Source organism: Micromonospora sp. NPDC049559 (assembly GCF_040676675.1).
Taxonomy (GTDB): domain Bacteria; phylum Actinomycetota; class Actinomycetes; order Mycobacteriales; family Micromonosporaceae; genus JBFAPK01.
Window position 1 is genome coordinate 1 of sequence record NZ_JBFAPK010000049.1, and the last position, 23228, is coordinate 23228.

A 23228-nucleotide genomic window follows, 5' to 3' on the forward strand; every position below is an offset into this window, starting at 1 on the left:
GCCCGCCGACGAGTTGGCGGCGCACGGCGTGGCCGAGCGGGACCTGGACGCGCCGCGCGCCGGCGGTCCCGGTGGCGCCGCCGACGGCTCGCTCACCCCTGGCGGGTGGTGTGCCCCTTGCCCGCGCCGTTACCGGCCGTGCCGCCGTTGGCCGGTACCCGGACCGGTTCGATCGACTGGTCCAGCAGGGAGATCCAGCCGGTCACGTCCCGCGCCACGTCCTGGGCGGTGAGGCCGAGGTCGGCGAGGATCTGGGCGCGCGTGCCGTGCGGGTGCCACTGCGCCGGTACGCCGAGGTCGCGCAGCGGCACCTGGACGTCCGCGTCGCGCAGCGCCTTGGCCAGGGCGTCGCCGACGCCGCCGGTGCGTACGCCGTCCTCGACCGTCACCACGAGCCGGTGCGCGCCGGCCAGCGCGACCAGTTCCTCCGGCACCGGGCGCACCCAGCGCGGGTCGACCACGGTCACGCCGTAGCCCTGCTCGGCCACCCGGCTGGCCACCTCGACGCCGAGCTGCCCGAACGCGCCGACCGCGACCAGCAGCACGTCGGTACGGGCCGACTCGGCGAGCACGTCCACGCTCCCGATCCGGCGTACCGCCGGCAGGTCGGCGGCGACGGTACCGGTCGGGAAGCGCAGCACGGTCGGGCCGTCGTCCACGGCCACCGCCTCGCGCAGCTCCTCGCGGAGCGTGGCGGCGTCGCGCGGCGCGGCGATGCGGATGCCGGGCACCACGCCGAAGACCGACATGTCCCAGATGCCGTAGTGGCTCGGCCCGTCCGGTCCGGTGATGCCGGCCCGGTCGAGGACGAAGGTGACCGGCAGCTTGTGCATCGCCACGTCGAGCAGCACCTGGTCGAAGGCGCGGTTGAGGAAGGTGGCGTAGACCGCCACCACCGGGTGCAGCCCGCCGAGCGCCAGCCCGGCCGCGGAGGTGGCCGCGTGCTGCTCGGCGATGCCGACGTCGTAGACCCGCTTCGGGTACTTGCGGGCCAGCGCGGCGATCCCGGTCGGCTCGGCCATCGCGGCGGTGATGCCGACGACGTCGGGCCGCTCGTCGGCGATGGCGACCAGTTCGTCGGCGAAGACGTGGGTCCACTTGACCGACGGGGCGGCCAGCAGCTTGCCGGTCTCGATGTCGAACGCGCTGCTCGGGCCGTGCAGGCGGTCGGCCTCGTCCTCCTCGGCCGGGCGGTAGCCGTACCCCTTGCGGGTGACCGCGTGCACGATGACCGGCCCGCCGAAGTTCTTGGCGGCGCGCAGCGCCGACTCGACCGCGGGCAGGTCGTGCCCGTCGACCGGGCCGACGTACTTGATGCCGAGGTCCTCGAACATCGCCTGCGGCGCGACGGCGTCCTTGATGCCCTTCTTGACCGCGTGCAGCACCTCGTACATCGGGCGGCCGACCAGCGGCGTCGACCCCAGGGCGTCCTTGACCACGTCGAGAACCTTCTCGTAGCCGGGGTTGAGCCGCAGCGTGGAGAGGTGCTCGGCCAGGCCGCCGATGGTCGGCGCGTACGACCGGCCGTTGTCGTTGACGACGATGACCAGCGGGTTGCGGGCGGCGGCGATGTTGTTCAGCGCCTCCCAGCACATCCCGCCGGTGAGCGCGCCGTCGCCGACGACGGCCACCACGCTGCGCGGCTCGCCCCGCAGCGCGTACGCCTTGGCCAGCCCGTCGGCGTAGGAGAGTGCCGTGGAGGCGTGGGAGTTCTCGATCAGGTCGTGCTCGCTCTCGGCCTGGCTCGGGTAGCCGGAGAGGCCGCCCCGCTGCCGCAGCCGGTCGAAACCGTCCTGCCGCCCGGTGACCATCTTGTGCACGTACGCCTGGTGCCCGGTATCGAACAGGAAGCGGTCTCTGGGGGAATCGAAGACGCGGTGCATGGCGAGCGTCAGCTCCACCACCCCGAGGTTGGGCCCGAGGTGGCCGCCCGTGCGTGACACCTTCGCGACCAGGAAGTCGCGGATCTCGGCGGCGAGCAGCCGCAGCTCCTCGGTCGACATCCGCTTGACGTCCTGCGGACCGCGTACCGACGCGAGCAGGCGGCCGTGGTTGGCCGAACCGTCTTCAACACTCATGACGGCAGAGTCTATCGGTCATGAGGACCGGCGCAGGCCGAGACGAGATCATCTTTACCGGACCCTCACAACCGGAGGGTGCCGCCCGCCACGGGCTTCCCGCGTCTGCCGCGCGTGACGGCCCCGGAACTCGCGGTGCCGCAACTGTGACACGCCCGAGGCGCGACACGCCGACCGGCGGTACCTACGACGGCGGCGCGACCGCCTATCCGACCCGGGGCGAGGCCCGCGGCGGTACTCACGAGCCGCCCGTCCGGTGCTCAGGTCGGCCCGCCGGCCCGGTGGCCCCCCGCACCTGCGGTAGCGCCGTCAGCGGTCCACCCGCAGCCGCCGGGGCGCCGGCACGGGTCCCGGTGGCCGGGGCGGCCCGCTCGGCGTCCAGGAGCCCAGCACGGCGGCCTCCCGCGCGCCGGTCACCGACGGCAGCGCGCCGGGCAGGCCGTGCCAGGAGAGCCAACCGAGCAGCGCGAACGCGTACGCCTCCTTCGCCTGCGCCGGTACGCCCAGCTCGTCGACGGTGCGCAGCCGCCAGCGGCCGGCGCCCAGCTCGCCGAGGCGGCGCCAGAGCACCGGATTGCGCACCCCTCCCCCGGCGGCGACCACCTCGCCGACCCCGTGCCGGTCGCAGGCGTCCGCGACGATCCGGGCGGTCAGCTCGGTCAGCGTCGCGACCAGGTCGTCCGGCGCCACGGCCGCGTCCAGGGCCGCCAGCCGGTCGTCCAGGTAGCCCGGGTGGAAGAGTTCCTTCCCCGTCGACTTCGGCGGCGGCGCGGCGTAGTAGGGCTCGGCGAGCAGCAGCTCCAGCAGCCGAGGGTGCACCCGCCCGGCCGCCGCGTGCCGCCCGTCGGCGTCGTACGGCTCGCCGTACCAGCGCCGCACGGCCGCGTCGACCAGGGCGTTGGCGGGCCCGATGTCGTACCCGATCACCGGCGCGTCCGGGGCGAGGACGGTGAGGTTGGCGATGCCGCCGAGGTTCAGCGCGGCCCGGGGCGCCCCGCCGTCCGGTGCGAGCAGCAGCGCGTCGAAGGCGGGGACCAGCGGCGCGCCCTGCCCGCCGAGCGCGATGTCGGCCCCGCGCAGCCCGCTGAGCACCGGTACGCCGGTCCGGCGGGCGATCCAGGTCGCCTCGCCGAGCTGGAGGGTGCCCCGGGCCCGGCCGCCCTCGACCCAGTGGAAGACCGTCTGCCCGGGCGAGACGACCAGGTCGGCCCGGCCGCCGGCCAGTTCGAGCCCGGCCGTGGCCGCCTCGGCGAAGACCTGGCCGAGGCGGGTGTCGAGCCGGCAGACCGCCTCGATGGTGGTGGCCGCCGGCGGCAACAGCCCCGAAATCTCCGCCCTCAGCTCCTCGTCGTACGGCAGGCTCCGCTCGCCCAGCGGTCGCAGCCGGAGCGTCTCCCCGTCGACCCGGAACGAGGCCACCGCGACGTCCACCGCGTCGTACGAGGTGCCCGACATCAGCCCGATGATCCGCACGCCGAAACGGTAGCGGTCCCCCCGCCCGGCGCGCCGCCCGCCGCCCGCCGGGCGCCTCAGCGGCCCGGCGGGAGCAGCAGCCCGACCAGCTCGACGTGCTGGGTCATCGGGAAGAGGTCGTAGCCGCGCAGCGCGGCCAGTCGCCAGCCGGCCGCCCGGAACGTGCGCACGTCCCGGGCGAAGGCGGCCGGGTCGCAGGCCACGTAGGCCACCGCCCGCGCACCGGCGTCCGTGATCGCGCGGGTAACGGCGGCGCCGGCCCCGGTACGCGGCGGATCGAGCACCACCAGGTCGACGGGGCCGGTGATCCGGCGCCGGGCCAGCGCGGTCTCCACCCGGGCCGCCACCACCTCGACCCGCGGCAGGTCCCGCAGGTTCTCCCGGGCCGCGGCCACGCCGGCCAGGGCCGCCTCGACCAGGGTGATCCGGCCGTCCGGCCCGGTACGGCCGGCGAGCGCGGCGGCGAAGAGCCCGGCACCGCCGTACAGGTCCCAGGCCGACTCGCCCGGCCGGGGGTCGAGCAGCTCCAGCACGGCCGCCGCGAGCGTCTCCGCCGCCGCGGGGTGCACCTGCCAGAACGCCTCGCCCGGCAGCACCCACTCGCGTCCGACCGCGACCTCGCGTACCGCCGCCGGGCCGCGTACGGCCCGCGCCTCGCCCTCGACCAGCTCGTAGAGGGCCACGTCGCCGGCGGTGGAGGCGACCGCCTCGACCGCGTCGGCGTCCGGCCACCGGTGCCCGTCGGGCGCCAGCACCGGCAGCTCCTGGATGGCGGGGTGGGCGATCAGGCACCGGTCGATCGGCACCACCTCGTGCGAGCGGTGCTTGAGCAGTCCGGCCCGGCCGGCCGCGTCCACCGCGTAGCGGACCCGGGACCGCCAGCCGAGCTGCCCGCCGGGCAGCGCCTCGACGCGTACCGCCAGCGCGTCCAGCTCGGCCTCGGCCAGGCCGCCCAGCCGGTGCAGCTGTTCGCGCACCACGGCGGCCTTCCAGTCCCGCTGGGCGGCGGGCGCGACGTGTTGCAGGTCGCAGCCGCCGCAACGGTCGGGACGGGCGTACGGGCACGGCGGGGTGACCCGGTCGGCGGCGGGTTCGAGCACCTCGACCGCGTCGGCGCGAAGGAACCCGCGGTGCACCTCGGTGATCTCGGCCACCACCCGCTCGCCCGGCAGCGCGTGCCGCACGAAGACGACCTGCCCGTCGAGCCGGGCCACGCAGTGCCCGCCCGGGGCGGGCGCCCCGACGGTCAGCTCGACCCGCTCGGCCTCGCCCACGCCCACCGGCGCCGCGCGGTCGCCCGCCGGGTCGGCACCGTCCAGGGGGCGGGCGTCGCGGGGACGGCGATCCCGGGGGCGAACCTCGGCTCCGCCGGGCCGTTCCGCGCTCACCGCGGCCGCGCCGAGGGGTCGGGGTCGGTCTCCGAGGCCGTCCGGCCGACCGCTCCGGGCGCGGGCGGCGCGGCGGTCTGCACCCGGGGCGGCGGCGAGGGCGCGAGCAGGCCGCCGAGGCTCGCGCCGCGGGGTCCGCGGGCGGGGCCGCGGCTGAGCGTCGCGTCGAGGCGGTCGAGGTTCTTGTTGGCGGTGGAGGCGAGCTGCCACGGCACGCTGGTGACCATCACGCCGGGCTCGAAGAGCAGCCGGCCCTTGAGCCGCAGCGCGCTCTGGTTGTGCAGCAGGTTCTCCCACCACTTGCCCACGACGTACTCGGGGATGAAGACGGTGACCACGTCCCGCGGGGACTCCCGGCGGACCGAGGCCACGAAGTCGAGGATCGGCCGGGTGATCTCCCGGTACGGGGAGTCGACGACGGTCAGCGGCACCGGTACGCTGCGCCGCTCCCACTCGGCCTGCAACGCCCGGGTGTCCTTCTCGTCCACGTTGACGGTCACCGCGGTCAGCGTGTCCGGGCGGGTGGCCTGGGCGTACGCGACGGCCCGCAGGGTCGGCTGGTGCACCTTGCTGACCAGCACGATCGCGTGGTTGCGGGCGGGCAGCACGGGCCGGCCCTCGTCCGGGGTCAGCTCGCTGGCGACCCGGTCGTAGTGCCGCCGGATGCTGAGCATGAGCAGGTAGATGACGGCCATGGCGACGATCGCGATCCAGGCACCGAGCAGGAACTTGGTGACCAGGACGATCACCAGCACGGTGCCGGTCATCGCCATGCCGAACGCGTTGATCGCTCGGGACCGGGTCATCTGCCGCCGGGCCTGCGGGTCGCGCTCGGTACGCAACAGCCGGTTCCAGTGCCGGATCATGCCGCCCTGCGACAGGGTGAAGGAGACGAAGACCCCGACGATGTAGAGCTGGATCAGCCGGGTCACCTCGGCCTGGAAGGCGATGATCAGCAGCGAGGCGAAGAGCGCCAGCATGATGATGCCGTTGGAGAAGGCGAGCCGGTCGCCGCGGGTGTGCAGCTGGCGGGGCAGGTACCGGTCCTGGGCCAGGATCGAGCCGAGCACCGGGAAGCCGTTGAAGGCGGTGTTGGCGGCCAGGAAGAGGATCAGCGCCGTCATGCCGGCGACCACGTAGAGCAGCACCGAGCCGTTGCCGAAGACGGCCTCGCCGAGCTGGGTGGTGACGGTCTTCTGCACGTACCCGGCGGGGCCGGAGATGATCTGGGTGGAGGGGTTTTCCACGAACTGCAGCCCGGTCAGCAGGGCGAGCCAGACGATGCCGACCAGCATGGTGATCGCCACCAGGCCGAGCAGGAGCAGGGTGGTGGCCGCGTTGCGGCTCTTCGGCGGCCGGAACGCCGGTACGCCGTTCGAGATGGCCTCCACGCCGGTGAGGGCGGCGCAGCCGGAGGAGAAGGTACGCAACAGCAGGAAGACGAGTGCGAATCCGGTCACACTGTGCTCGGCGCGGATCTCCAGTCCGGCGCTGGGGGCCTGGATGTGGTCCCCGAGGACGAAGACCCGGAACAGCCCGGTGAGGATCATGCCGATGATCACGATCATGAACCCGTACGTGGGGATCGCGAAGGCGGTGCCGGATTCGCGCAGCCCGCGCAGGTTCATGGCGGTCAGCACCACCACCGCCGTGACCGCGACGCCGACCCGGTGCTCCGAGACGAACGGCACGACCGAACCGAGGTTGGCCACCCCCGAGGAGACCGAGACCGCCACGGTCAGCACGTAGTCGACGAGCAGGGCGCTGGCCACCCCCAGCCCGGCCCGCCGCCCCAGGTTGACGGTGGCGACCTCGTAGTCGCCGCCGCCCGAGGGGTAGGCGTGCACGTTCTGCCGGTAGCTCGCCACCACCGTCAGCATGACCACGACGACGGCCAGGGCCACCCATGGCGAGAACAGGAACGCGGAGGCACCGGCGATCGAGAGCGTCAGCAGGATCTCGTCCGGGGCGTACGCCACGCTCGACAGGGCATCGGAGGCGAAAACGGGCAGGGCGATGCGTTTGGAGAGCAGGGTGTGCTGGAGCCGGTCGGAGCGGAAGGGCCGACCGAGCACCAGTCGTTTCAGCATGGAGGTGGGACTGGCCACAACCGGTAAGGGTACGGCGCGCCGGGGGCCGTCGCCGATGGGTGCCTGGTCACCTTCCCTGCCGGCCGAGGCGGTACCGTCGGCGGCGGCGGCCGGCACCGGCATGGCACCCTTCTGGTGAGACCCGGTCCGCGATGCGCGGGTCACGCGGTTCACCCCAGGAGGAACAGCCGTGCACGTCGTGATCATGGGTTGCGGGCGCGTCGGGTCGACGCTCGCCCACAGCCTGGAAGCCCGAGGGCACTCGGTCTCGGTGATCGACCAGGACGCCGACGCCTTCCGTCGGCTCGGCCCCGACTTCGGTGGGATCACCGTCACCGGGACCGGCTTCGACGGCGACGTGCTGCGCCAGGCCGGCATCGAGCGGGCGGACGGCTTCGCCGCGGTCTCCAGCGGCGACAACTCCAACATCATCTCGGCCCGGCTGGCCCGGGAGACCTTCGGCGTCAGCCGCGTGGTGGCCCGCATCTACGACCAGCGCCGGGCGCAGGTCTACGAGCGGCTCGGCATCCCGACCGTCGCCACGGTCCGCTGGACCGCCGACCGGGTCATCCGCCACCTGGTGCCCGAGGGGACCGTGGAGATCTTCCGGGATCCGACCAGCACCGTCTCGATCATCGAGGTACCGGTGCACAAGGACTGGATCGGCCGCCCGCTGCGCGACCTGGAGGCGGCCGGGGGTGCCCGGGCCGCGTACCTCAACCGGTTCGGCATTGGCACGCTCCCCACCGCCTCCACCGTGCTGCAGGAGGGGGACCAGCTGTTCATGCTGGTCACGGACGACATGGCGGCGTCGGTGACGACGGTCGCGGGGGCTCCGCCCGAAGGAGGACAGTGATCATGCGGATCGCGATCGCGGGCGCCGGCAACGTGGGTCGCTCGATCGCCCAGGAGCTGATCGAGAACGGCCACCAGGTGATGCTCATCGAGCGGAAGCCGAAGATGCTGCGCCCGGACCGGGTACCGGCGGCCGAGTGGGTGCTGGCCGACGCGTGCGAGGTGGCCAGCCTGGAGGAGGCCGACATCGCGGGCTGCGACGTGGTGGTGGCGGCCACCGGCGACGACAAGGTCAACCTGGTCGTCTCGCTGCTGGCCAAGACCGAGTTCGCGGTGCCGAGGGTGGTGGCCCGGGTCAACCGGGCCGAGAACGAGTGGCTCTTCACCGAGCAGTGGGGCGTCGACGTGGCGGTCAGCAAGCCGCGCGTGATGGCCGCGCTGGTCGAGGAGGCGGTCACCGTCGGCGACCTGGTCCGGCTGATGACCTTCCGGCAGGGCGAGGCGAACCTCGTCGAGATCACCCTGCCGCCGTCGGCCCCGTACGTCGGGCACCCCATCCACGCCGTGCCGCTGCCCCGGGACGCCGCGCTCGTGGCCATCCTGCGCGGCAAGCGGGTGCTCGTACCGAGCCCGGACGACCCGCTGGAGGCGGGCGACGAGCTGATCTTCGTCTGCACGGCGGACACCGAGGACGCGGTACGCGCCGTGATCCTCGGGGCGGACAGCGTCGAGCGGACCCGCGAACTCGGCTGAGCCCGCCCGCGCCGCCCGGTACCGGCGGTACCGGGCGGTCCGCCGGTCAGTTCGCCAGCGCCGGCTCGGTACGGGTCACGCGGCGCACCGTCCAGACGGTGATCGCCAGCAGCAGCGCGTACGGCGGGTAGCCCAGCAGCAGCCGGGCCACGCCGAGCGCGTTGTTCATGTGCGCCGCCCAGAAGACCGCCTGCACCCCGACCTTGAGCAGCCAGACCACGCCCCAGAGCACGGTCAGCCAGGTGAAGGTGCGGACCAGTCGGGGATCGTCGCGCCACTCGGAGCGCCCGCCCGCCATCAGTACCGACCAGAGCCAACCGACCAGCGGCTGACGGATCGCGGCGGAGAGCAGCAGCGCCAGCCCGTAGCCGATGCCCTGGAGGATGCCCGGCAGGTAGAAGTCCCGCTCGTCGCCGGTGCGCCAGGCGATGAAGGCGCCGATCGCGATGCCGAAGAGGCCGTTGACGGCGTGCCGGATCGGGCGGCGCTGGGCCAGCCGTACCGCCGCGATCGCCACCGCGACGGCGACCGAGGCGATCAGCGCGGGGTTGAGCTCGCTGACGACGTTGACCAGGACGAAGACGACGACCGGGATGCTCGACTCGGCCAGCCCGCGCCAGCCGCCGATCTGCTCGGCGACCTGCTCGGCCATGCTCGGCAGCGGCGCGTCGTCCGGGTCGGTCTCCGCCTTCTCGGTGTGCTGCGGTCCAGTCGTCATCTACGCGTCTTCCGTTCGCCGGTGTCGCTGTTCCGCCGCTGGCTCACCGCGGCAGTTCGAGCTCGTAGTGCGGGTTGTAGATGACTTTACGGTCATCGCGCATCGCCACGCGACCACGCGCGATGACTTGCCGGCCCGGTTCGATGCCCGCGATGTGGCGGCGACCCAGCCAGACCAGGGTGACCACGTCGCTGCCGTCGTAGAGGTCGGCCTCCAGCGTCGGCAGGTTGGTACGCGGGGTGTAGACGACGGTACGCAGCCGCCCGGAGACGCACACCACCTGACCGCGCCGGCACTGCCCGGCCGGCATGCCGCCGGCCTCCTCGCTCTCCCGCTGCAGCTCCTGCGCCTCGATCTCCGCCTCGCTGGCGGTCAGCCGGTGCAGCAGCCGCCGGAACGACGTGCGACCTCCGTCGGTCGTCATGACCCGGTCTCACCCCTCTGGGCGCGTTCGGAACCGCCGGGGCGCCCGCTCCGGCCCGGCCGTCACGCCGGCCGTAGCGCAAAGCGTACGCCGGGTGGGCCTCTGGCAGCCGTCCGGCGGGTACGCCGCCGGGGCGGCCGGCGGTCGGGGCGGGACCGGTGGTCGGGGCGGGGCCGCTTCTTCCCGGGCGGGACGGCGAAGGGCCCCTGTTCCGCGCCGGAAACGGCGGGAAGGGGCCCTTCGGGACGGTTCGGGGGTCAGATCGAGCCGCGCGGTCGGGGGGAGGGTCGGCCCGGGAAGCCGCCGTCGCCGGGGGCGCCGTTGACCTGGCCACCCTGGCCAGCCGGGGGCCCGACCGGAGCCCCCGGCGCCCCGGCGTCCTGCTGTCCGGCCTGCTGCTCCGCGACCTCCCGGGGCAGCCGCAGCGGCAGCGGTTCCCGTACCGGCTTCGCCTCGCTGCCGCGGTCGACCACCAGGCCCTCCAGGCACTCGGCCAACGGGCCGGCCGCGCCCGGGTCCGCGGCGGCGGCGCCCTGGTAGACCCCGCGCACCATCCAGCGGGGCCCGTCGATGCCGACGAACCGCAGGTCGGTCAGCCCGTCGGGGCTGGAAACCCGGGCCCGCAGCTCGACGCCGTACTCGCCCTCGATCTCCTCGGCGGCCACGCCCTCGTTGAACAGGGAGGTACGGATCTCCTCGCGTACCTCGTCCCAGATCCCCTCCGAGCGGGGGGCGGCGAAGACCCCGAGCTGCAGGGCGCTCTGGCCGTGCACCAGCACGACCTGCTGGATGGTGCCGTCGGGATTCGCCTGCACCCGCACCTCGACGTCCTGCACGGCCGGGATGTGCAGGCTGCCCAGGTCGAGCCGCTGCACGTCGTCCGGGGCCGCCGAGATGTCGTACGGACCGCGCGCCGGAAGCTGGGCCTCGGCCTCGACGTGCTGCTCCTGCGGATCGCTGTCCCGCCGGCGCGACCGGGAGTGCTTACCGGAGCCGCCGCGTCCTCGGGAGAAGATCACTTTATCCGCCTTCCGTTCCTCAGCTCTGCTCGCTCGCGCCCGGCGGCGTGAGCAGCCCGGCGTGTCCGCCGGTCGACCCGTGCCCGCCGGCGCCCCGCGCGGAACCGGGCAGTTCGTCGACGATCTCGAACCGGGCCCGCTCCACCCGCTGCACCACGAGCTGCGCGATCCGGTCACCGCGGGCGATCTTCGCCGCGGTGGTCCGGTCGTGGTTGATCAGGTTAACCAGAATCTCGCCCCGGTAGCCGGCGTCGACCGTACCGGGCGCGTTGAGCACCGTGACGCCGAGCCGCGCGGCCAGGCCCGAGCGCGGATGCACCAACCCGACGAAGCCCTCCGGCAGGGCGATGGCGACGCCGGTACGCACCAGCGCCCGCTCCCCCGGCGGGATCTCCACCTCCTCCGCCGCCACGAGATCCGCGCCGGCGTCGCCCTGGTGGGCGTACGTGGGCAGCGGCAGATCCGGGTCGAGCCGGCGCAGCGGTACGGGCACAGCCTGGGTCACGCTCTGGCCCCTTTCCTGGGTCCGAGGGTCAACGCTTCGGGTCCGGCGGTCGTCGGTGCCCCGGGCTCCCGGGGTCGTCCCCCGTCATCCTGCCGGTTACGACGGCTCCCATCCTGCCCGGTACGGACGCCACGCCGCGCCGTACCCTCGAACCGTGGCACTGTCCGAATCCTCACCCGCCGCCGCGCCGACCTCCGCCCCGCCGGACGGCGCGGGCTACACCGAGCGGCTGCGGCTGCCGTGGTGGCTGTGGCTGGCCGGACTGGCCGCCGCGGGGCTGCTCGCCACCGAGGTCTGGATGGGTGCCGACGGCGTACGGGCCTGGCTGCCGTTCGTGGTGCTGCCGCCGCTGACCGTGGCGGCCCTGTGGTGGCTCGGCCGGATCCGGGTGGCCGTACTCGACGGCGAGTTCCTCGTGGACGACGCCCGGCTGCCGGTGCGCTTCGTCGCCGACGCGATCGCGCTGGACGCCGACGGCCGCCGCGAGGTGCTCGGCGTGGGCGCCGACCCGCTCGCGTTCGTGGTGCAGCGTCCCTGGGTGGCCGGTGCGGTGCAGGTGGTGCTGGACGACCCGGCGGACCCGACCCCGTACTGGGTGGTCAGCTCCCGCCACCCGGTCCGCCTCGCCGGGGCGATCCTCGCCGCCCGCGACGCCCCCGCCCGGGGCTGAGCCGCCGCGACGGAGCACGACGAGCCGATCCACCGCGACGCCGCCCACCGGGGCCGCCCCGCCGCGACGCCGGGCCGGCGGCTAGGCCGGTCCGGCGGAGATCATCTTTCGCTGTTGACGGCGCAGGTCGTCGCGGATCGCGTCGCCCAGCCCCCGGGTGGCGCGCCGGTTGAGGAAGCTCGCCACGGCGGCACCCGTGAGGAACGGCCCGAGCGTGGTGAGGTTGCGCCCGAACCGCCGCAGCAGCGTCTCCCGCAGCTCCCGGCGGGCCGCCGTACCGAGCACGGCCGCGACGCCGACGCCGGGCGTGAGCGGGTTGATGCCCCGTCGGGTGGCCCAGGCGTGGATCAGGGCGACCGCGCGCTGGGTGCCGGTCCCGGGCAGCGGTACGCCGTACGCCTCGTGCAGCTCGCCGATCAGCTTCAGCTCGATCGTCACCACCGCGACGGTCTCGGCGGCGAGCAGGATCGGCGCCGAGAGCAGGGTGGGCGTGACCGTCCACTCCACCGCCGCCAGTCCCCCGCCCGCCGCGCCGACGCCGGCCGTCGCCCGGGCGGCGTTGCGGACCAGCCGTTCGGCGAGCGCGTCGCCCTCCAGCCCGCCGAGGTGACGCCGGAGCGTCTCCTGGTCCCGGATCGGGATGCGCGGGGCGATGTCGCCGACGACGTCGGTCAGCCAGCGGATCGCCGCCCGTGGCTTGAACAGGTCGCCGACCCCGCGGGTACGCAGCTCGCCCACGAGCCGGCCGAGCAGGTGCCGCCGCCGGGCCGTGTCGATCTCGTCCTCGGCCAGGGCGGCGACCGTGGCGCCGAGCCGGCCGTCGTCCGCCCCCGAGCGGCCGATCTCCTCCACCGGCGCGCCCGTACCGCCCGGGCCGTCTCCCGTGCCGCCGCCCGGCCGGTCCCCCGTACCGCTCGGGCCGGCGACCTCGGTCCGGTCGGCGGCTGTCGGCTCCTCCGGTGCGCGGTCGGGACGGCTCATGCTCTGACCTCCAGCCGGGTCGATCGGTCCAGCGGCAACGCTCTCGCGACCATCAAGGTACCCATGCCGGGGCAAGCGAACTCGCGTCTCGCCCGCGCACCTCAGCCGTACCGCGGCGACCTCCACACCCGAGGCCGCCGCCCCCCTTCGTCTCCCTCGGTCAGGCGCACTCGCGGCAGATCAGTTCGCCGTTGCGCTCGACGGCGAGCTGGCTGCGGTGGTGCACCAGGAAGCAGCGCGCGCAGCGGAACTCGTCCGACTGCATCGGCAGCACCTTGACCGTGAGTTCCTCGTCGGCGAGATCCGCCCCGGGAAGCTCGAAGCTCTCGGCCACTTCAGCCTCGTCGACGTCCACGGCACCCGACTGTGAGTCGACCCGCCGGGCCTTGAGCTCCTCCAGGCTGTCCTCGCCGAGGTCGACCTCGTCGCGACGCGGAGCGTCGTAGTCGGTGGCCATCGGTTTCACTCTCCCATATCGATATTGTCGCCTGCGGTTGTAACGCCCGACGACACTGTTTCGGTTCCCGCTGGCCGGCCCTGTTTCCGGTCGCTCGGTCCGGCGTGTGCGGCCGGATCGCAGCCGCCAGGGCGAACCACCCCGGCGAGCGCGGTACCTTACCCCCCTTTTGGGAAGGCATGTATACCGCCCTCGCGGCAAAGTTGTACGCCCGCGCGCGCGGAGATGTTCCCAATGTGACTCAGGCGACACGAAGATAGGGGCAGGAGTACCCGGATCGCCGTCGGCGCGCCGGCATGAGCGGCTGTTTCCGCGCGCGCGACGGACACCCGCTAACCTCAGCGGCGTACTCGGTAGCCGTCGCCGGCGGGTCCGACCCTGCCCACGGTATCCGGCCAACACACAGCACGGGGAGAGCCTCCGGATGAGTTTTGCGCGGGTGCGAGCCCTCGTTGTCGTCGGCGCGCTGGTGGTCTGTGCCCTGATCTTCGTCGTGGTCGCCATCGTGCGGGACAGCCAGGGCGGGCAGGTCAGCGCCGAGAACTGCCCGAAGGGCTTCAAGCTGGCCAACCTGACGTTGCCGGACGAGAAGGACGTCAAGATCAACGTCTACAACGGCACGAACGAGGCCGGCCTCGCCACCGGCGTCGGCAACGACTTCAAGAACCGCAAGTTCCAGGTCCTCAAGACCGGCAACGACCCGAAGAAGAAGGGGTACGACGGGGTCGCCGTACTCCGCTACGGCCCGAAGAGCATCGGCGCGGCCACCCTGCTGCAGGCGTACTTCCTGCGGCAGGCGGAGAACGACTTCGACATCAACCGCGACGACGACGTGATCGACGTCGTGATCGGCGGCGCGTTCCAGCAGTTGGCGACGCCGACCGAGAAGAACCAGTCGCTCGGCGACATCGGCCGCCCCTCGCCCGAGCCGGGCACCTGCCCGTCGCCGGACAAGGACAGCTGAGCCGCGTACCGCCGCTCGTCGCCGGCCCGATCGCGCCCGGCGCGGCCCCACCGGGCGCCGCGCCGGATCCGAGCCTCGTCCGCGACGGTGGGCGCCCGTCAGGGGCCGCCGGCGGCGTCGAGCCGGGCCAGCCGGTCGTGCAACTGGTCGAAGAGCGCCGGCGGCGCGGCGACCACCAGGTCCGGGCCGGGAGCCGCGCCGTGCAGGCCGGCGACCCGCAGACCGGCCTCGGCGGCGACCAGCCCGCCGGCCGCGTGGTCCCAGGCGTTGAGGCCCTTCTCGTAGTACGCGTCGACGGCGCCCTCGGCGGCGAGGCAGAGGTCCAGCGCCGCGGCGCCGAACCGGCGGATGTCGCGCACGTACGGGATCAGCCCGACCAGTACGTTCGCCTGGTGCGTACGGCGCGCGGCGTCGTAGCCGAAGCCGGTGGCCACCAGCGCCTGGCCGAGGTCCGTCTCGGTCGAGGCGCGCAGCCGCCGCCCGTCCCGCCAGGCACCGCCGCCGCGTGTCGCGGTCCACTCGTCGCCGGTCGCCGCGTTGCGGACCACCCCGGCCACCACCTCCCCGTCGACCTCGGCGGCGAGCGAGACGGCGTACTGGGGCAGCCCGTAGAGGTAGTTGACGGTGCCGTCGATCGGGTCGAGGATCCAGCGCACGGCACCCGGGGCGGCCGTGGCACCGGCGCCGCTGTCGCCGTACTCCTCGCCCAGCACCGTGTCGTCCGGGCGCAGCCGCCGCAGCTCGGCCACGGCCTGGCGCTCCACCGCCCGGTCGGCCGCCGTCACCACGTCCGTGGCGGTGCTCTTGGTGGTCACCCCGGAGACTCCCTCGGCCCGCATGGCCTGGGCGGTCCCGGCCGCCTGGCGCGCGACCGTGACGGCGATCTCCAGTAGCTCCGCCGGAGCCGGTGTACTGCTCTGCATCACGTCCCCTTCCCGCACGAGTGCGGCGTCCCGCGCCCGGCGCGAGTATCATCCTTACAAAGTCCACATACGTTCCAAGTCGGCGGCCTGGCCGCCTGTCCGGCGTGCGGCGCGGGATGATCGCCCCAGACGGCGTTACAATTCACGCCTGCCCACGTGCCACGGACCACCGCCGACCGGCCGGCCCGGAACATGGGGGCCCTCAACCACATCGGCCCGGCTCGACGCCCCGCGCTGCGCTGGCCGATCTCGGCCGTGCTCGTTCATCGCCTCCGGAAGGTCATTCGTGACAGAACCCCGCCACACCGGCGCCGACGTTCGCTCGCTCACCGACACCCTGATCGCCCACGCGCAGAACGCCGGCGGCCAGCTCACGTCGGCCGAGCTCGCGCGCACGGTCGAGTCCGCTGAGGTGACTCCGGCCCAGGCCAAGAAGATTCTGCGCGCGCTCTCCGACGCGGGCGTGACCGTCGTCGTCGACGGCTCGGCGAGCACGACCCGTCGCCGGGTCGCCGCCGCCCGCTCCGCCACGCCCGCCTCCCGGGCCACCACCGCCAAGACCACGAAGAAGGCGGCACCGCCCGCGCCGAAGCAGGCACCGGCGGCCGAGGAGTCCGCGGCGCCCCGCAAGGCGGCACCCCGCAAGGCGGCGGCCGCCACGAAGACCGCCGAGGCGCCGGTGAAGGCCGCCACGAAGGTCACCCGCGCCGCGAAGGCCGCGCCCGGTACCGGCCCGGCCAAGGCCGCGAAGGCCGCCACCAAGGCCACCAAGGCCGGCCCCGACGGGATCGAGGGGGACATCGACCCCGAGGAGCTCGCCGCCGAGATCGAGGACGTCGTCGTCGACGAGCCGGTCGAGCTGACCAAGGCCGCCGAGGCCGACGCCGCCGACGCGGCGACCGACAACGACTTCGAGTGGGACGACGAGGAGTCCGAGGCGCTCAAGCAGGCGCGTCGCGACGCCGAGCTGACCGCCTCCGCCGACTCGGTCCGCGCCTACCTCAAGCAGATCGGTAAGGTCCCGCTGCTCAACGCCGAGCAGGAGGTCGAGCTGGCCAAGCGGATCGAGGCCGGCCTCTACGCCGCCGAGCGGCTGCGCGCCGCCGAGGAGGGCGAGGAGAAGTTCCCCCGGGAACTCGCCCGGGACCTGGGGTGGATCTCCCGGGACGGGGAGCGGGCCAAGAACCACCTGCTGGAGGCGAACCTGCGGCTGGTGGTCTCGCTGGCCAAGCGGTACACCGGTCGCGGCATGGCCTTCCTCGACCTGATCCAGGAAGGCAACCTCGGCCTCATCCGCGCCGTCGAGAAGTTCGACTACACCAAGGGCTACAAGTTCTCCACCTACGCCACCTGGTGGATCCGCCAGGCCATCACCCGCGCCATGGCCGACCAGGCCCGCACCATCCGCATCCCGGTACACATGGTCGAGGTGATCAACAAGCTCGGCCGGATCCAGCGCGAGCTGCTCCAGGACCTGGGCCGCGAGCCCACCCCGGAGGAGCTGGCCAAGGAGATGGACATCACACCGGAGAAGGTGCTGGAGATCCAGCAGTACGCCCGGGAACCCATCTCCCTCGACCAGACCATCGGCGACGAGGGCGACAGCCAGCTGGGCGACTTCATCGAGGACTCCGAGGCGGTCGTCGCGGTCGACGCGGTCTCCTTCTCGCTGTTGCAGGACCAGCTCCAGCAGGTGCTGCAAACGCTCTCCGAGCGTGAGGCGGGCGTGGTACGGCTGCGCTTCGGGCTCACCGACGGCCAGCCGCGCACGCTCGACGAGATCGGCCAGGTCTACGGCGTGACCCGGGAACGGATCCGCCAGATCGAGTCCAAGACGATGTCCAAGCTGCGTCACCCGTCCCGATCGCAGGTCCTGCGCGACTACCTGGACTGACCATTTCCGTCAACCAGTTGTGTCGGAATGATCACCAGACGTACAACAGGCATTGGTGATCGGTTGGTTACCCGGTCGTGATCGTTGACGTGGCACCCTTGGTGCACGGCACACTGTGCCTACCACGTGTGAGTTCGGTCCCCCGAGGGCACACTGGGAAGGCAACACCCCGCCAGGGTGTTGCACGATGGGTGAGCAACGACCGAAGAGAGTGTTCATCGGTGACGACCCGAGGAGGAAGGCGATGACCCCGACCCTCACGCCGCCGCCCGAGACGGTGGCTCCCCCAGCCGCCGATGAACGGTGCGACCGCTGCAACGCCGCCGGCAAGCTCCGGATCACCCTGGCGGGTGGGAGCGAGCTGGTTTTCTGTGGGCATCACGCGAACAAGTACGCGGAAGAGCTCGTGAAGATCACCGTACGGTTCGCGGCCGACCCGGAGTTCAGCTGGCGTGGCGCCGATCTGATGGCGAACTGAATCCGCAAACCGACATAGTCGACCGGAGGTACCCACCACGGGTGCCTCCGGTCGACTATTTCCGCCCAGAACACCCACCCGGCCCGCGGCCGGACCGGGAACGCGGACCAGCCAGGGCGCGCGGACCGGACAGAGCACCCGGACCGCGCGGACCGGTCAGAGAGCGCGGACCGGGTCAGAGCGTCTGGACCGTGGCGATCCGCTCTTCGAGCTGCTCGATCGTCGCCTGCGCGCTCGGCGGCCCGCCGCAGAGCCGACGCAGCTCAGCGTGGATCTTGCCGTGCGGCTGGCCGGTACGGTGGTGCCGAGCGGCGACCAGCGCGTTGAGCTGCCGCCGCAGCGCGACCCGCCGCTCCCCCGCGCTCAGCGGCGCGGGCGGGACCTGCGGGGCCGGAGCCGGTTCCTCCGCCGTCTTCCGGCGGCGCTGGGCCGCCAACTGCTCCGCCTGGCGCTTGTTCAGCAGGGTGGCCACCTGGTCGGCCGTGAGCAGCCCCGGCAGCCCCAGGTACTCCTCCTCCTCGGGCGTACCGGCCTGGGCCGCGGTGCCGAACGAGGCGCCGTCGAAGATGACCTGGTCCAGCTCCGCGATCGAGGAGAGCGGCTCGAACCGCTTCTCCAGCTCCCCGCTCGCCTCCTCGTTGCGCTGGGCGCGTTCCAGCAGGTCGTCGTCGAGGCCGTCCCCCCGCTTCGGCGCGCCGAGCACGTGGTCCCGGGCCGCCTCCAGTTCGCTGGCGAGTCCCAGCAGGTGCGGAACGCTCGGTACGAAGACCGAGGCCGTCTCGCCGGGGCGGCGGGCCCGTACGAACCGCCCGATCGCCTGGGCGAAGAAGAGCGGGGTCGAGGCACTGGTGGCGTAGACCCCGACCGCCAGGCGGGGAATGTCGACGCCCTCCGAGACCATCCGTACCGCGACCAGCCAGCGCTGGTCCGAGGCGGAGAAGGCCGCGATGCGGGCCGAGGCACCGGCGTCGTCGGAGAGGACCACCACCGCCTTCTCGCCGGTCAGCCGCTCGATCAGCCGGGCGTACGCCCGGGCGGCCTGCTGGTCCGTGGCGATGACCAGGCCGCCGGCGTCGCTCATGCCGCCGGCCCGCAGCACCTGCAGCCGGGCGTCGGCGGCGCGCAGCACCTGCGGCATCCAGTCGCCGCGGGGGTCCAGCGCGGTACGCCACGCCTGGGCGATCAGCTCCTGCGTCATCGGTTCGCCCAGGCGGGCCGCCAGCTCGTCCCCGGCGCTGGTCCGCCAGCGCGTCTCGCCCGAGTAGGCGAGGAAGATCACCGGACGGACGACGCCGTCGCGCAGGGCGTCGGCGTACCCGTAGACGGAGTCGGCCCGGGAGCGCTGCAGCCCGTCCTGGCCCCGCTCGTAGAGCACGAACGGGATGGGGTTGTCGTCGGAGCGGAAGGGCGTACCGGTCAGCATCAACCGGCGTACGGCCGGCTCGAACGCGGACTTGACGCCGTCGCCCCAGGAACGCGAGTCGCCGGCGTGGTGGATCTCGTCGAGGATGACCAGGGTCCGTCTGGTCATGGTGTGCCGGCGGTGCACCTGCGGCGCCATCCCCACCTGGGCGTAGGTGATCACGGTCCCGTGGAAGTCGGCGGAGGAGTGCACGTCGGCGTTGCGGAACGACGGGTCGAGCTGGATGCCGACCCGGGCCGCGGCGTTGGCCCACTGGGTCTTGAGGTGCTCGGTCGGGGCGACCACGGTGACCGCCTCGACCGTGCCGTCGACCAGCAGTTCGGCGGCGAGGCGCAGGGCGAAGGTGGTCTTTCCGGCGCCCGGGGTGGCCACCGCCAGGAAGTCCTCGGAACGGCGGCGCAGGTACTCCACCAGCGCCTTGCGCTGCCACGCGCGGAGTGCGGGGAAGGAATCAATCGACGGTGGTCGGGCAACCAACGGGACGCTCCTCCTCGAATCGGGCAAGCGGTCTGCTCGTCAGCGGCCGAGCGAGGGCCACGAAAACGCCTCCGCGGATCCGGCGGAGCGCGAAGGCCACCCCAGCATAACCAGGAGTTCCCGCCGGCCCCAGTCGACACCAGCGGTCGCCCCGGCCCCACCCGTCACGCCGTGCGACCGGGGTCGTCCGACCGGTCACAAGGCCGCGCGTCGCGGTCCCCGGCGGGCTCAGTCCGCCCCGGACCGCCGGTGCCAACGGCGGCGCCCGGTGAGACCGCCGCCACCGTCGTCCGGGTCGGGCTCGCCGCGCTGGCGGGGCGGCCGGCCGCGCGGCGGGGCCACCGGCGCCGACCAGCGCCGGCGCAGCGCCACCAGGCGTACCAGGAAGACCAGGACCGCGGCGGCGACCAGCGGCACCGGCCCGGCCAGCCCGGTACGGTCCAGCGCCACCACCGCGAACGAGCCGGCGAGCGCCGCCACCGCGTAGATCTCCCGGCGCAGCACGACGGGGATCTCCCCGGTCAGCAGGTCCCGGCCGAGGCCGCCCCCGATGGCCGCGAGCATGCCGATCACGGCGGCCCCGGCCCCGGGCATCCCGGCGTGCAGCGCCTTGAGGGTGCCGGTGACGGTGAAGAGGGCCAGACCCGCCGCGTCGAGCACCAGTACGGTCGTACGGAGCCGGGCCAGTTGCGGGTGGAGCCAGAAGACGGCCGTCGCGGTGGCCGCCGCGACGGCGGCGTACCGCCAGTCCGCGAAGGCCAGTGGCGGCACCTCGTTGATGACGAGATCACGGAAGATGCCGCCGCCCAGCGCCGCGACGAAGCCGACGAAGATCACGCCGAACAGGTCGAGTCGTTTCGCCACCGCGGCCGACGCGCCCGACGCGGCGAAGACGGCGACGCCGGTCAGGTCTGCCAGGAGCAGCGCGGTGGAGGTGGTCACCGCAGAAGATTACGTGCGGTGGCGCGGTGGCGCGGCGACTCAGTCGGCCATCGAGTCGTATATCTCCTTGCAGCGCGGGCAGACGGGCGAGCCCGGCTTGGCCGCCTTGGTCACCGGGAACGTCTCCCCACAGAGCGCGATCACGAAGGTGCCCATCACGGCACTCTCGGCGATCTTCTCTTTACGTACGTAGTGGAACATCTCCGGGCCGGTATCCGCGTCCTTCAGATCCGGGCGCTCGAGAACATCAGTGCTCACGGTTACACCTCCAACTTGCCAGTTTGGCAGGCCACGGCCGCCCGGTCCACCGCAGGCCCGCCCGAGCGGTCCAGCGCGGGCCCGGTCCGGCCCGGGTCGTACGGTAATGATCGTGAAAGACTTCCACATCCGGTACGGGGCCGAGGTGGCCGAGGCGCTGCGCGACGGGCGGCCGGTCGTCGCCCTGGAGAGCACGATCGTCTCGCACGGCCTGCCCCGGCCCGACAACCTGCGCGTGGCCCGGGAGATCGAGCGGACCGTACGCGACAACGGCGCGGTGCCCGCGACCATCGGCATGATCGGCGGCGAGCTGGTGGTCGGCCTGGACGACGCCCAGCTGACCCGGCTGGCGAGCGCCGACGGGGTGAGCAAGCTCTCCGTACGCGACCTGGCGGTGGCGGCGGCGACCGGCGCCGACGGGGCGACCACCGTGGCCGCGACCAGCGCGGTCGCCGCCGCGGCCGGGATCGGGGTCTTCGCCACCGGAGGGCTCGGCGGCGTGCACCGGGAGGCGGCGCAGACCTTCGACGAGTCGGCCGACCTGGTCACGCTGGCGCGTACCCCGATCGCGGTGGTCTGCGCCGGGGTGAAGTCGATCCTCGACGTGGGGGCGACGCTGGAGCGGCTGGAGACGCTGGGCGTGACGGTGCTGGGCTACCGGACCCGCCGGTTCCCGGGCTTCTTCATCACCGACGGCGGCTTCGACCTGGACTGGTCGGTCGACTCCGCCGAGCAGGTGGCGGCCGTGCTCGCGGCCCGGGCCGGACAGGGGGTGCACTCCGGCGCGGTGCTGGTGGCCAACCCGCTGCCGACCGACGAGCAGCTCGATCCGCGACTGCACGACCGTACCCTCGCCGAGGGGTTGGCGCGGCTCTCGGCCGAGGGGATCACCGGCAAGGCGGTGACGCCGTTCCTGCTCGCGTACTTCCACTCCGCCACCGGCGGCGCGAGCCTCGCGGTGAACGTCCGGATCATCCTGCGCAACGCCGCCCTGGCGGCGCGGATCGCGGTGGCCCGGGCGGCCCGGGCCGGCGCCGCCGGATGACGGGTTCGGGGCGGATCGTCACGGTCGGGGACGTGGTCACCGACGTCGTCGCGGTGCTGCGCGCCCCGCTGGCGGCCGGTACCGACACCGCCGCCGCGATCCAGCTCACCGGCGGCGGCCAGGCGGCCAACACCGCGGCGTGGCTGGCCTGGCTCGGCGTGCCGGTGACGCTGGTCGCCGCGGTGGGCGAGGACGAGGCGGGGCGGGCCCGCCTGGCGGAGCTGGCGGCGCTCGGCGTGGACTGCACCGTGCGCCGCGTCCCGGACGCCCCGACCGGCACCGTGATCGTCCTCACCGGGGACGGCGAGCGGACGATGGTCACCGATCGGGGAGCCAACCTGCGGCTCACCGCGGCCGACGTGAGCGCCGCGCTGGCGGCCGCGCCGGACGCGCGGCATCTGCACCTCTCCGGGTACGCGCTGCTGGACGCCGGGTCGCGCGGGGCCGCGCTGCGGGCGCTGGCCGCCGCCCGCGACGGCGGGCTGACCACCAGCGTCGACGCGGCCTCCGCGGCGCCGCTGCGGCAGGTGGGCCCGGCGGCCTTCCGGTCCTGGGTACGCGGCGCGGACCTGCTGCTCGCCAACGCGGACGAGGCGGCGGTGCTGGCGGACGGGGCCGGCGCGGCGGCCCGGGCCAGGGAGCTGACCGGGGTGACGCCGCACGTGGTGGTGAAGAAGGGCGGCGGGGGCGCGATCTGGGCGATCCGGGACGGGGAAGCCCTCAGCGTGCCGGCCCGGCCGACGCCGGTGGTCGACGTCACCGGCGCGGGCGACGCGTTCGCGGCCGGGCTGCTGGCCGCCTGGGTGGCCGGGGCCGGGCCGGCCGGGGCGCTGGAGCGGGCCACGGAGCTGGGCGCCCAGGCGGTCGCCCAGGTCGGTGCCCGCCCGCCCGCGCCCGGTCGTCCCCGCTGACGTAGACACACCCCAGCTCCCGCGGCGCCGGTTCTTGCGGCACCAGCTCCCGCGGTACCGCCTCGCGCGGTCCAGCGGCCTTACTGCTCGGCGTCGATGACCGGGTGCGGGCGCTCCTCGGCCGGCAGGCTCCGGGGTGGCGTCTCGTCCCGCTGCGACCGGTGCAGCCGGTTCGCGAGCCGGTACTTCTCCTTCGGAGGGCCGTCGTTCGCCAGCAGCACGGCCAGCCACGGGATGAGGACCATGCCGACGCCGCAGAGCGAGAGCCAGAGCCAGAGCAGCGGGGGCTTGACCCCCACGAGGATCGCGCCGACCACCAGGCACGCCGCCCGGATGGACATCATCACGATGTAGCGCAGCTGACGACTGCGGAGCTGGTCGTGCTGGCTGCGCGAGGCGTCGGTGATCAGGATCGGTTGGTACGCCTGACGCTTCACCACGTTCCTCCTCGCCGGATCTCCTCCATCCTGTCACCTCCGGCGCGGCCGTGCCGCGCCGCCTCGGCGTGGGCCCCGTCGCGCGGCTCACGCGGGGCGTCGCGTGTTACGTGCGTGGTACGCTC

22 protein-coding genes and 1 pseudogene are annotated in these 23228 nt (G+C 73.8%); 8 read left to right on the forward strand and 15 right to left on the reverse strand.

All coding sequences use genetic code 11. The features are described from left to right. Positions 1 to 92 precede the first annotated feature (92 nt). The 4 genes from dxs to AB0J86_RS34520 form a co-directional block, all read right to left on the reverse strand. Entirely contained in the window at positions 93 to 2078 is a 1986-nt protein-coding gene (dxs, locus tag AB0J86_RS34505) for a 1-deoxy-D-xylulose-5-phosphate synthase (RefSeq protein ID WP_363861898.1), read from the reverse strand. A 309-nt stretch (positions 2079 to 2387) separates the two neighbouring features. Beyond that, positions 2388 to 3551, reverse strand: a complete 1164-nt coding sequence (locus AB0J86_RS34510; protein WP_363861899.1) for an anhydro-N-acetylmuramic acid kinase — start codon at positions 3549 to 3551, stop codon at positions 2388 to 2390. Between the two features lie 56 nt (positions 3552 to 3607). Beyond that, on the reverse strand, positions 3608 to 4831 hold the full coding sequence (locus tag AB0J86_RS34515) for a TRAM domain-containing protein (protein ID WP_363861953.1): 1224 nt from the start codon (positions 4829 to 4831) through the stop codon (positions 3608 to 3610). 104 nt (positions 4832 to 4935) lie between these two features. Next, a complete protein-coding gene (locus tag AB0J86_RS34520; protein WP_363861900.1) occupies positions 4936 to 7047 on the reverse strand; it encodes an APC family permease in 2112 nt (703 codons plus the stop codon). A 172-nt stretch (positions 7048 to 7219) separates the two neighbouring features. Between AB0J86_RS34520 and AB0J86_RS34525 the strand changes: the two genes are divergently transcribed. Beyond that, positions 7220 to 7885 (forward strand): TrkA family potassium uptake protein, encoded by a 666-nt coding sequence (locus AB0J86_RS34525; RefSeq protein ID WP_363861901.1) that lies wholly within the window; start codon positions 7220 to 7222, stop codon positions 7883 to 7885. Between the two features lie 2 nt (positions 7886 to 7887). Then, entirely contained in the window at positions 7888 to 8577 is a 690-nt protein-coding gene (locus tag AB0J86_RS34530; protein ID WP_363861902.1) for a TrkA family potassium uptake protein, read from the forward strand. 46 nt (positions 8578 to 8623) lie between these two features. Here the strand turns inward: AB0J86_RS34530 and AB0J86_RS34535 are convergent, their stop codons facing one another. The 4 genes and pseudogenes from AB0J86_RS34535 to dut form a co-directional block, all read right to left on the reverse strand. Further along, positions 8624 to 9295 (reverse strand): DUF3159 domain-containing protein, encoded by a 672-nt coding sequence (locus AB0J86_RS34535; RefSeq protein WP_363861903.1) that lies wholly within the window; start codon positions 9293 to 9295, stop codon positions 8624 to 8626. A gap of 43 nt (positions 9296 to 9338) precedes the next feature. Then, entirely contained in the window at positions 9339 to 9719 is a 381-nt protein-coding gene (locus AB0J86_RS34540; RefSeq protein ID WP_363861904.1) for an OB-fold nucleic acid binding domain-containing protein, read from the reverse strand. Between the two features lie 395 nt (positions 9720 to 10114). After that, positions 10115 to 10738 (reverse strand): annotated as a pseudogene (locus AB0J86_RS34545) (DUF3710 domain-containing protein); the annotation flags it as partial. 19 nt (positions 10739 to 10757) lie between these two features. Then, positions 10758 to 11243 (reverse strand): dUTP diphosphatase, encoded by a 486-nt coding sequence (gene dut / locus AB0J86_RS34550; RefSeq protein WP_363861905.1) that lies wholly within the window; start codon positions 11241 to 11243, stop codon positions 10758 to 10760. Positions 11244 to 11403: 160 nt separating this feature from the next. Here dut and AB0J86_RS34555 point away from each other — a divergent pair, with 160 nt between their 5' ends. Continuing rightward, positions 11404 to 11913 carry a DUF3093 domain-containing protein gene (locus tag AB0J86_RS34555; RefSeq protein ID WP_363861954.1) on the forward strand — a complete coding sequence of 170 codons (510 nt, stop codon included), beginning with the start codon at positions 11404 to 11406 and terminating at the stop codon, positions 11911 to 11913. A gap of 81 nt (positions 11914 to 11994) precedes the next feature. Here AB0J86_RS34555 and AB0J86_RS34560 read toward each other — a convergent pair whose 3' ends face one another. Both AB0J86_RS34560 and AB0J86_RS34565 read right to left on the reverse strand, forming a co-directional pair. After that, positions 11995 to 12894 (reverse strand): hypothetical protein, encoded by a 900-nt coding sequence (locus AB0J86_RS34560; protein ID WP_363861906.1) that lies wholly within the window; start codon positions 12892 to 12894, stop codon positions 11995 to 11997. A 160-nt stretch (positions 12895 to 13054) separates the two neighbouring features. Beyond that, positions 13055 to 13351: a DUF4193 domain-containing protein gene (locus tag AB0J86_RS34565; RefSeq protein WP_121159124.1), complete on the reverse strand. Its 297-nt coding sequence runs from the start codon at positions 13349 to 13351 to the stop codon at positions 13055 to 13057. Positions 13352 to 13790: 439 nt separating this feature from the next. On the opposite strand from AB0J86_RS34565, the gene AB0J86_RS34570 reads away from it, so the two are divergent. Next, the gene (locus tag AB0J86_RS34570; protein WP_363861907.1) at positions 13791 to 14315 is read left to right on the forward strand and encodes a LytR C-terminal domain-containing protein; all 525 of its coding nucleotides are present in this window, start codon (positions 13791 to 13793) and stop codon (positions 14313 to 14315) included. Between the two features lie 98 nt (positions 14316 to 14413). Here AB0J86_RS34570 and AB0J86_RS34575 read toward each other — a convergent pair whose 3' ends face one another. Continuing rightward, on the reverse strand, positions 14414 to 15238 hold the full coding sequence (locus AB0J86_RS34575) for an inositol monophosphatase family protein (protein ID WP_363861908.1): 825 nt from the start codon (positions 15236 to 15238) through the stop codon (positions 14414 to 14416). 286 nt (positions 15239 to 15524) lie between these two features. Here AB0J86_RS34575 and AB0J86_RS34580 point away from each other — a divergent pair, with 286 nt between their 5' ends. Then, positions 15525 to 17132, forward strand: coding sequence for an RNA polymerase sigma factor (locus tag AB0J86_RS34580; protein WP_363861909.1), 1608 nt, complete (start codon positions 15525 to 15527; stop codon positions 17130 to 17132). 244 nt (positions 17133 to 17376) lie between these two features. After that, the gene (locus tag AB0J86_RS34585; protein ID WP_363861955.1) at positions 17377 to 17610 is read left to right on the forward strand and encodes a hypothetical protein; all 234 of its coding nucleotides are present in this window, start codon (positions 17377 to 17379) and stop codon (positions 17608 to 17610) included. A 175-nt stretch (positions 17611 to 17785) separates the two neighbouring features. Here AB0J86_RS34585 and AB0J86_RS34590 read toward each other — a convergent pair whose 3' ends face one another. The 3 genes from AB0J86_RS34590 to AB0J86_RS34600 all read right to left on the reverse strand — a co-directional run bounded on the left by AB0J86_RS34590 (position 17786) and on the right by AB0J86_RS34600 (position 20710). Continuing rightward, entirely contained in the window at positions 17786 to 19510 is a 1725-nt protein-coding gene (locus AB0J86_RS34590) for a DEAD/DEAH box helicase (protein ID WP_363861910.1), read from the reverse strand. Between the two features lie 228 nt (positions 19511 to 19738). After that, positions 19739 to 20452, reverse strand: a complete 714-nt coding sequence (locus tag AB0J86_RS34595) for a TRIC cation channel family protein (RefSeq protein WP_363861911.1) — start codon at positions 20450 to 20452, stop codon at positions 19739 to 19741. A 39-nt stretch (positions 20453 to 20491) separates the two neighbouring features. Further along, a complete protein-coding gene (locus AB0J86_RS34600; RefSeq protein ID WP_363861912.1) occupies positions 20492 to 20710 on the reverse strand; it encodes a DUF3039 domain-containing protein in 219 nt (72 codons plus the stop codon). A gap of 112 nt (positions 20711 to 20822) precedes the next feature. On the opposite strand from AB0J86_RS34600, the gene AB0J86_RS34605 reads away from it, so the two are divergent. Then, positions 20823 to 21755: a pseudouridine-5'-phosphate glycosidase gene (locus AB0J86_RS34605; RefSeq protein WP_363861913.1), complete on the forward strand. Its 933-nt coding sequence runs from the start codon at positions 20823 to 20825 to the stop codon at positions 21753 to 21755. Further along, positions 21752 to 22666, forward strand: coding sequence for a PfkB family carbohydrate kinase (locus AB0J86_RS34610; RefSeq protein WP_363861914.1), 915 nt, complete (start codon positions 21752 to 21754; stop codon positions 22664 to 22666). Before AB0J86_RS34605 ends, AB0J86_RS34610 begins: the two co-directional genes overlap by 4 nt. 80 nt (positions 22667 to 22746) lie before the next feature. Here AB0J86_RS34610 and AB0J86_RS34615 read toward each other — a convergent pair whose 3' ends face one another. Then, positions 22747 to 23106, reverse strand: coding sequence for a DUF3099 domain-containing protein (locus AB0J86_RS34615; RefSeq protein WP_363861915.1), 360 nt, complete (start codon positions 23104 to 23106; stop codon positions 22747 to 22749). Positions 23107 to 23228 lie beyond the last annotated feature (122 nt).

Bases quoted from the DNA above. Each gene is read 5' to 3' on its own strand.
- AB0J86_RS34565 (WP_121159124.1), bottom strand. From the start codon at position 13,351: ATGGCCACCGACTACGACGCTCCGCGTCGCGACGAGGTCGACCTCGGC.
- AB0J86_RS34535 (WP_363861903.1), bottom strand. From the start codon at position 9,295: ATGACGACTGGACCGCAGCACACCGAGAAGGCGGAGACCGACCCGGAC.
- AB0J86_RS34610 (WP_363861914.1), top strand. From the start codon at position 21,752: ATGACGGGTTCGGGGCGGATCGTCACGGTCGGGGACGTGGTCACCGAC.
- AB0J86_RS34585 (WP_363861955.1), top strand. From the start codon at position 17,377: ATGACCCCGACCCTCACGCCGCCGCCCGAGACGGTGGCTCCCCCAGCC.
- AB0J86_RS34575 (WP_363861908.1), bottom strand. From the start codon at position 15,238: ATGCAGAGCAGTACACCGGCTCCGGCGGAGCTACTGGAGATCGCCGTC.
- AB0J86_RS34560 (WP_363861906.1), bottom strand. From the start codon at position 12,894: ATGAGCCGTCCCGACCGCGCACCGGAGGAGCCGACAGCCGCCGACCGG.
- AB0J86_RS34540 (WP_363861904.1), bottom strand. From the start codon at position 9,719: ATGACGACCGACGGAGGTCGCACGTCGTTCCGGCGGCTGCTGCACCGG.
- dxs (WP_363861898.1), bottom strand. From the start codon at position 2,078: ATGAGTGTTGAAGACGGTTCGGCCAACCACGGCCGCCTGCTCGCGTCG.
- AB0J86_RS34530 (WP_363861902.1), top strand. From the start codon at position 7,888: ATGCGGATCGCGATCGCGGGCGCCGGCAACGTGGGTCGCTCGATCGCC.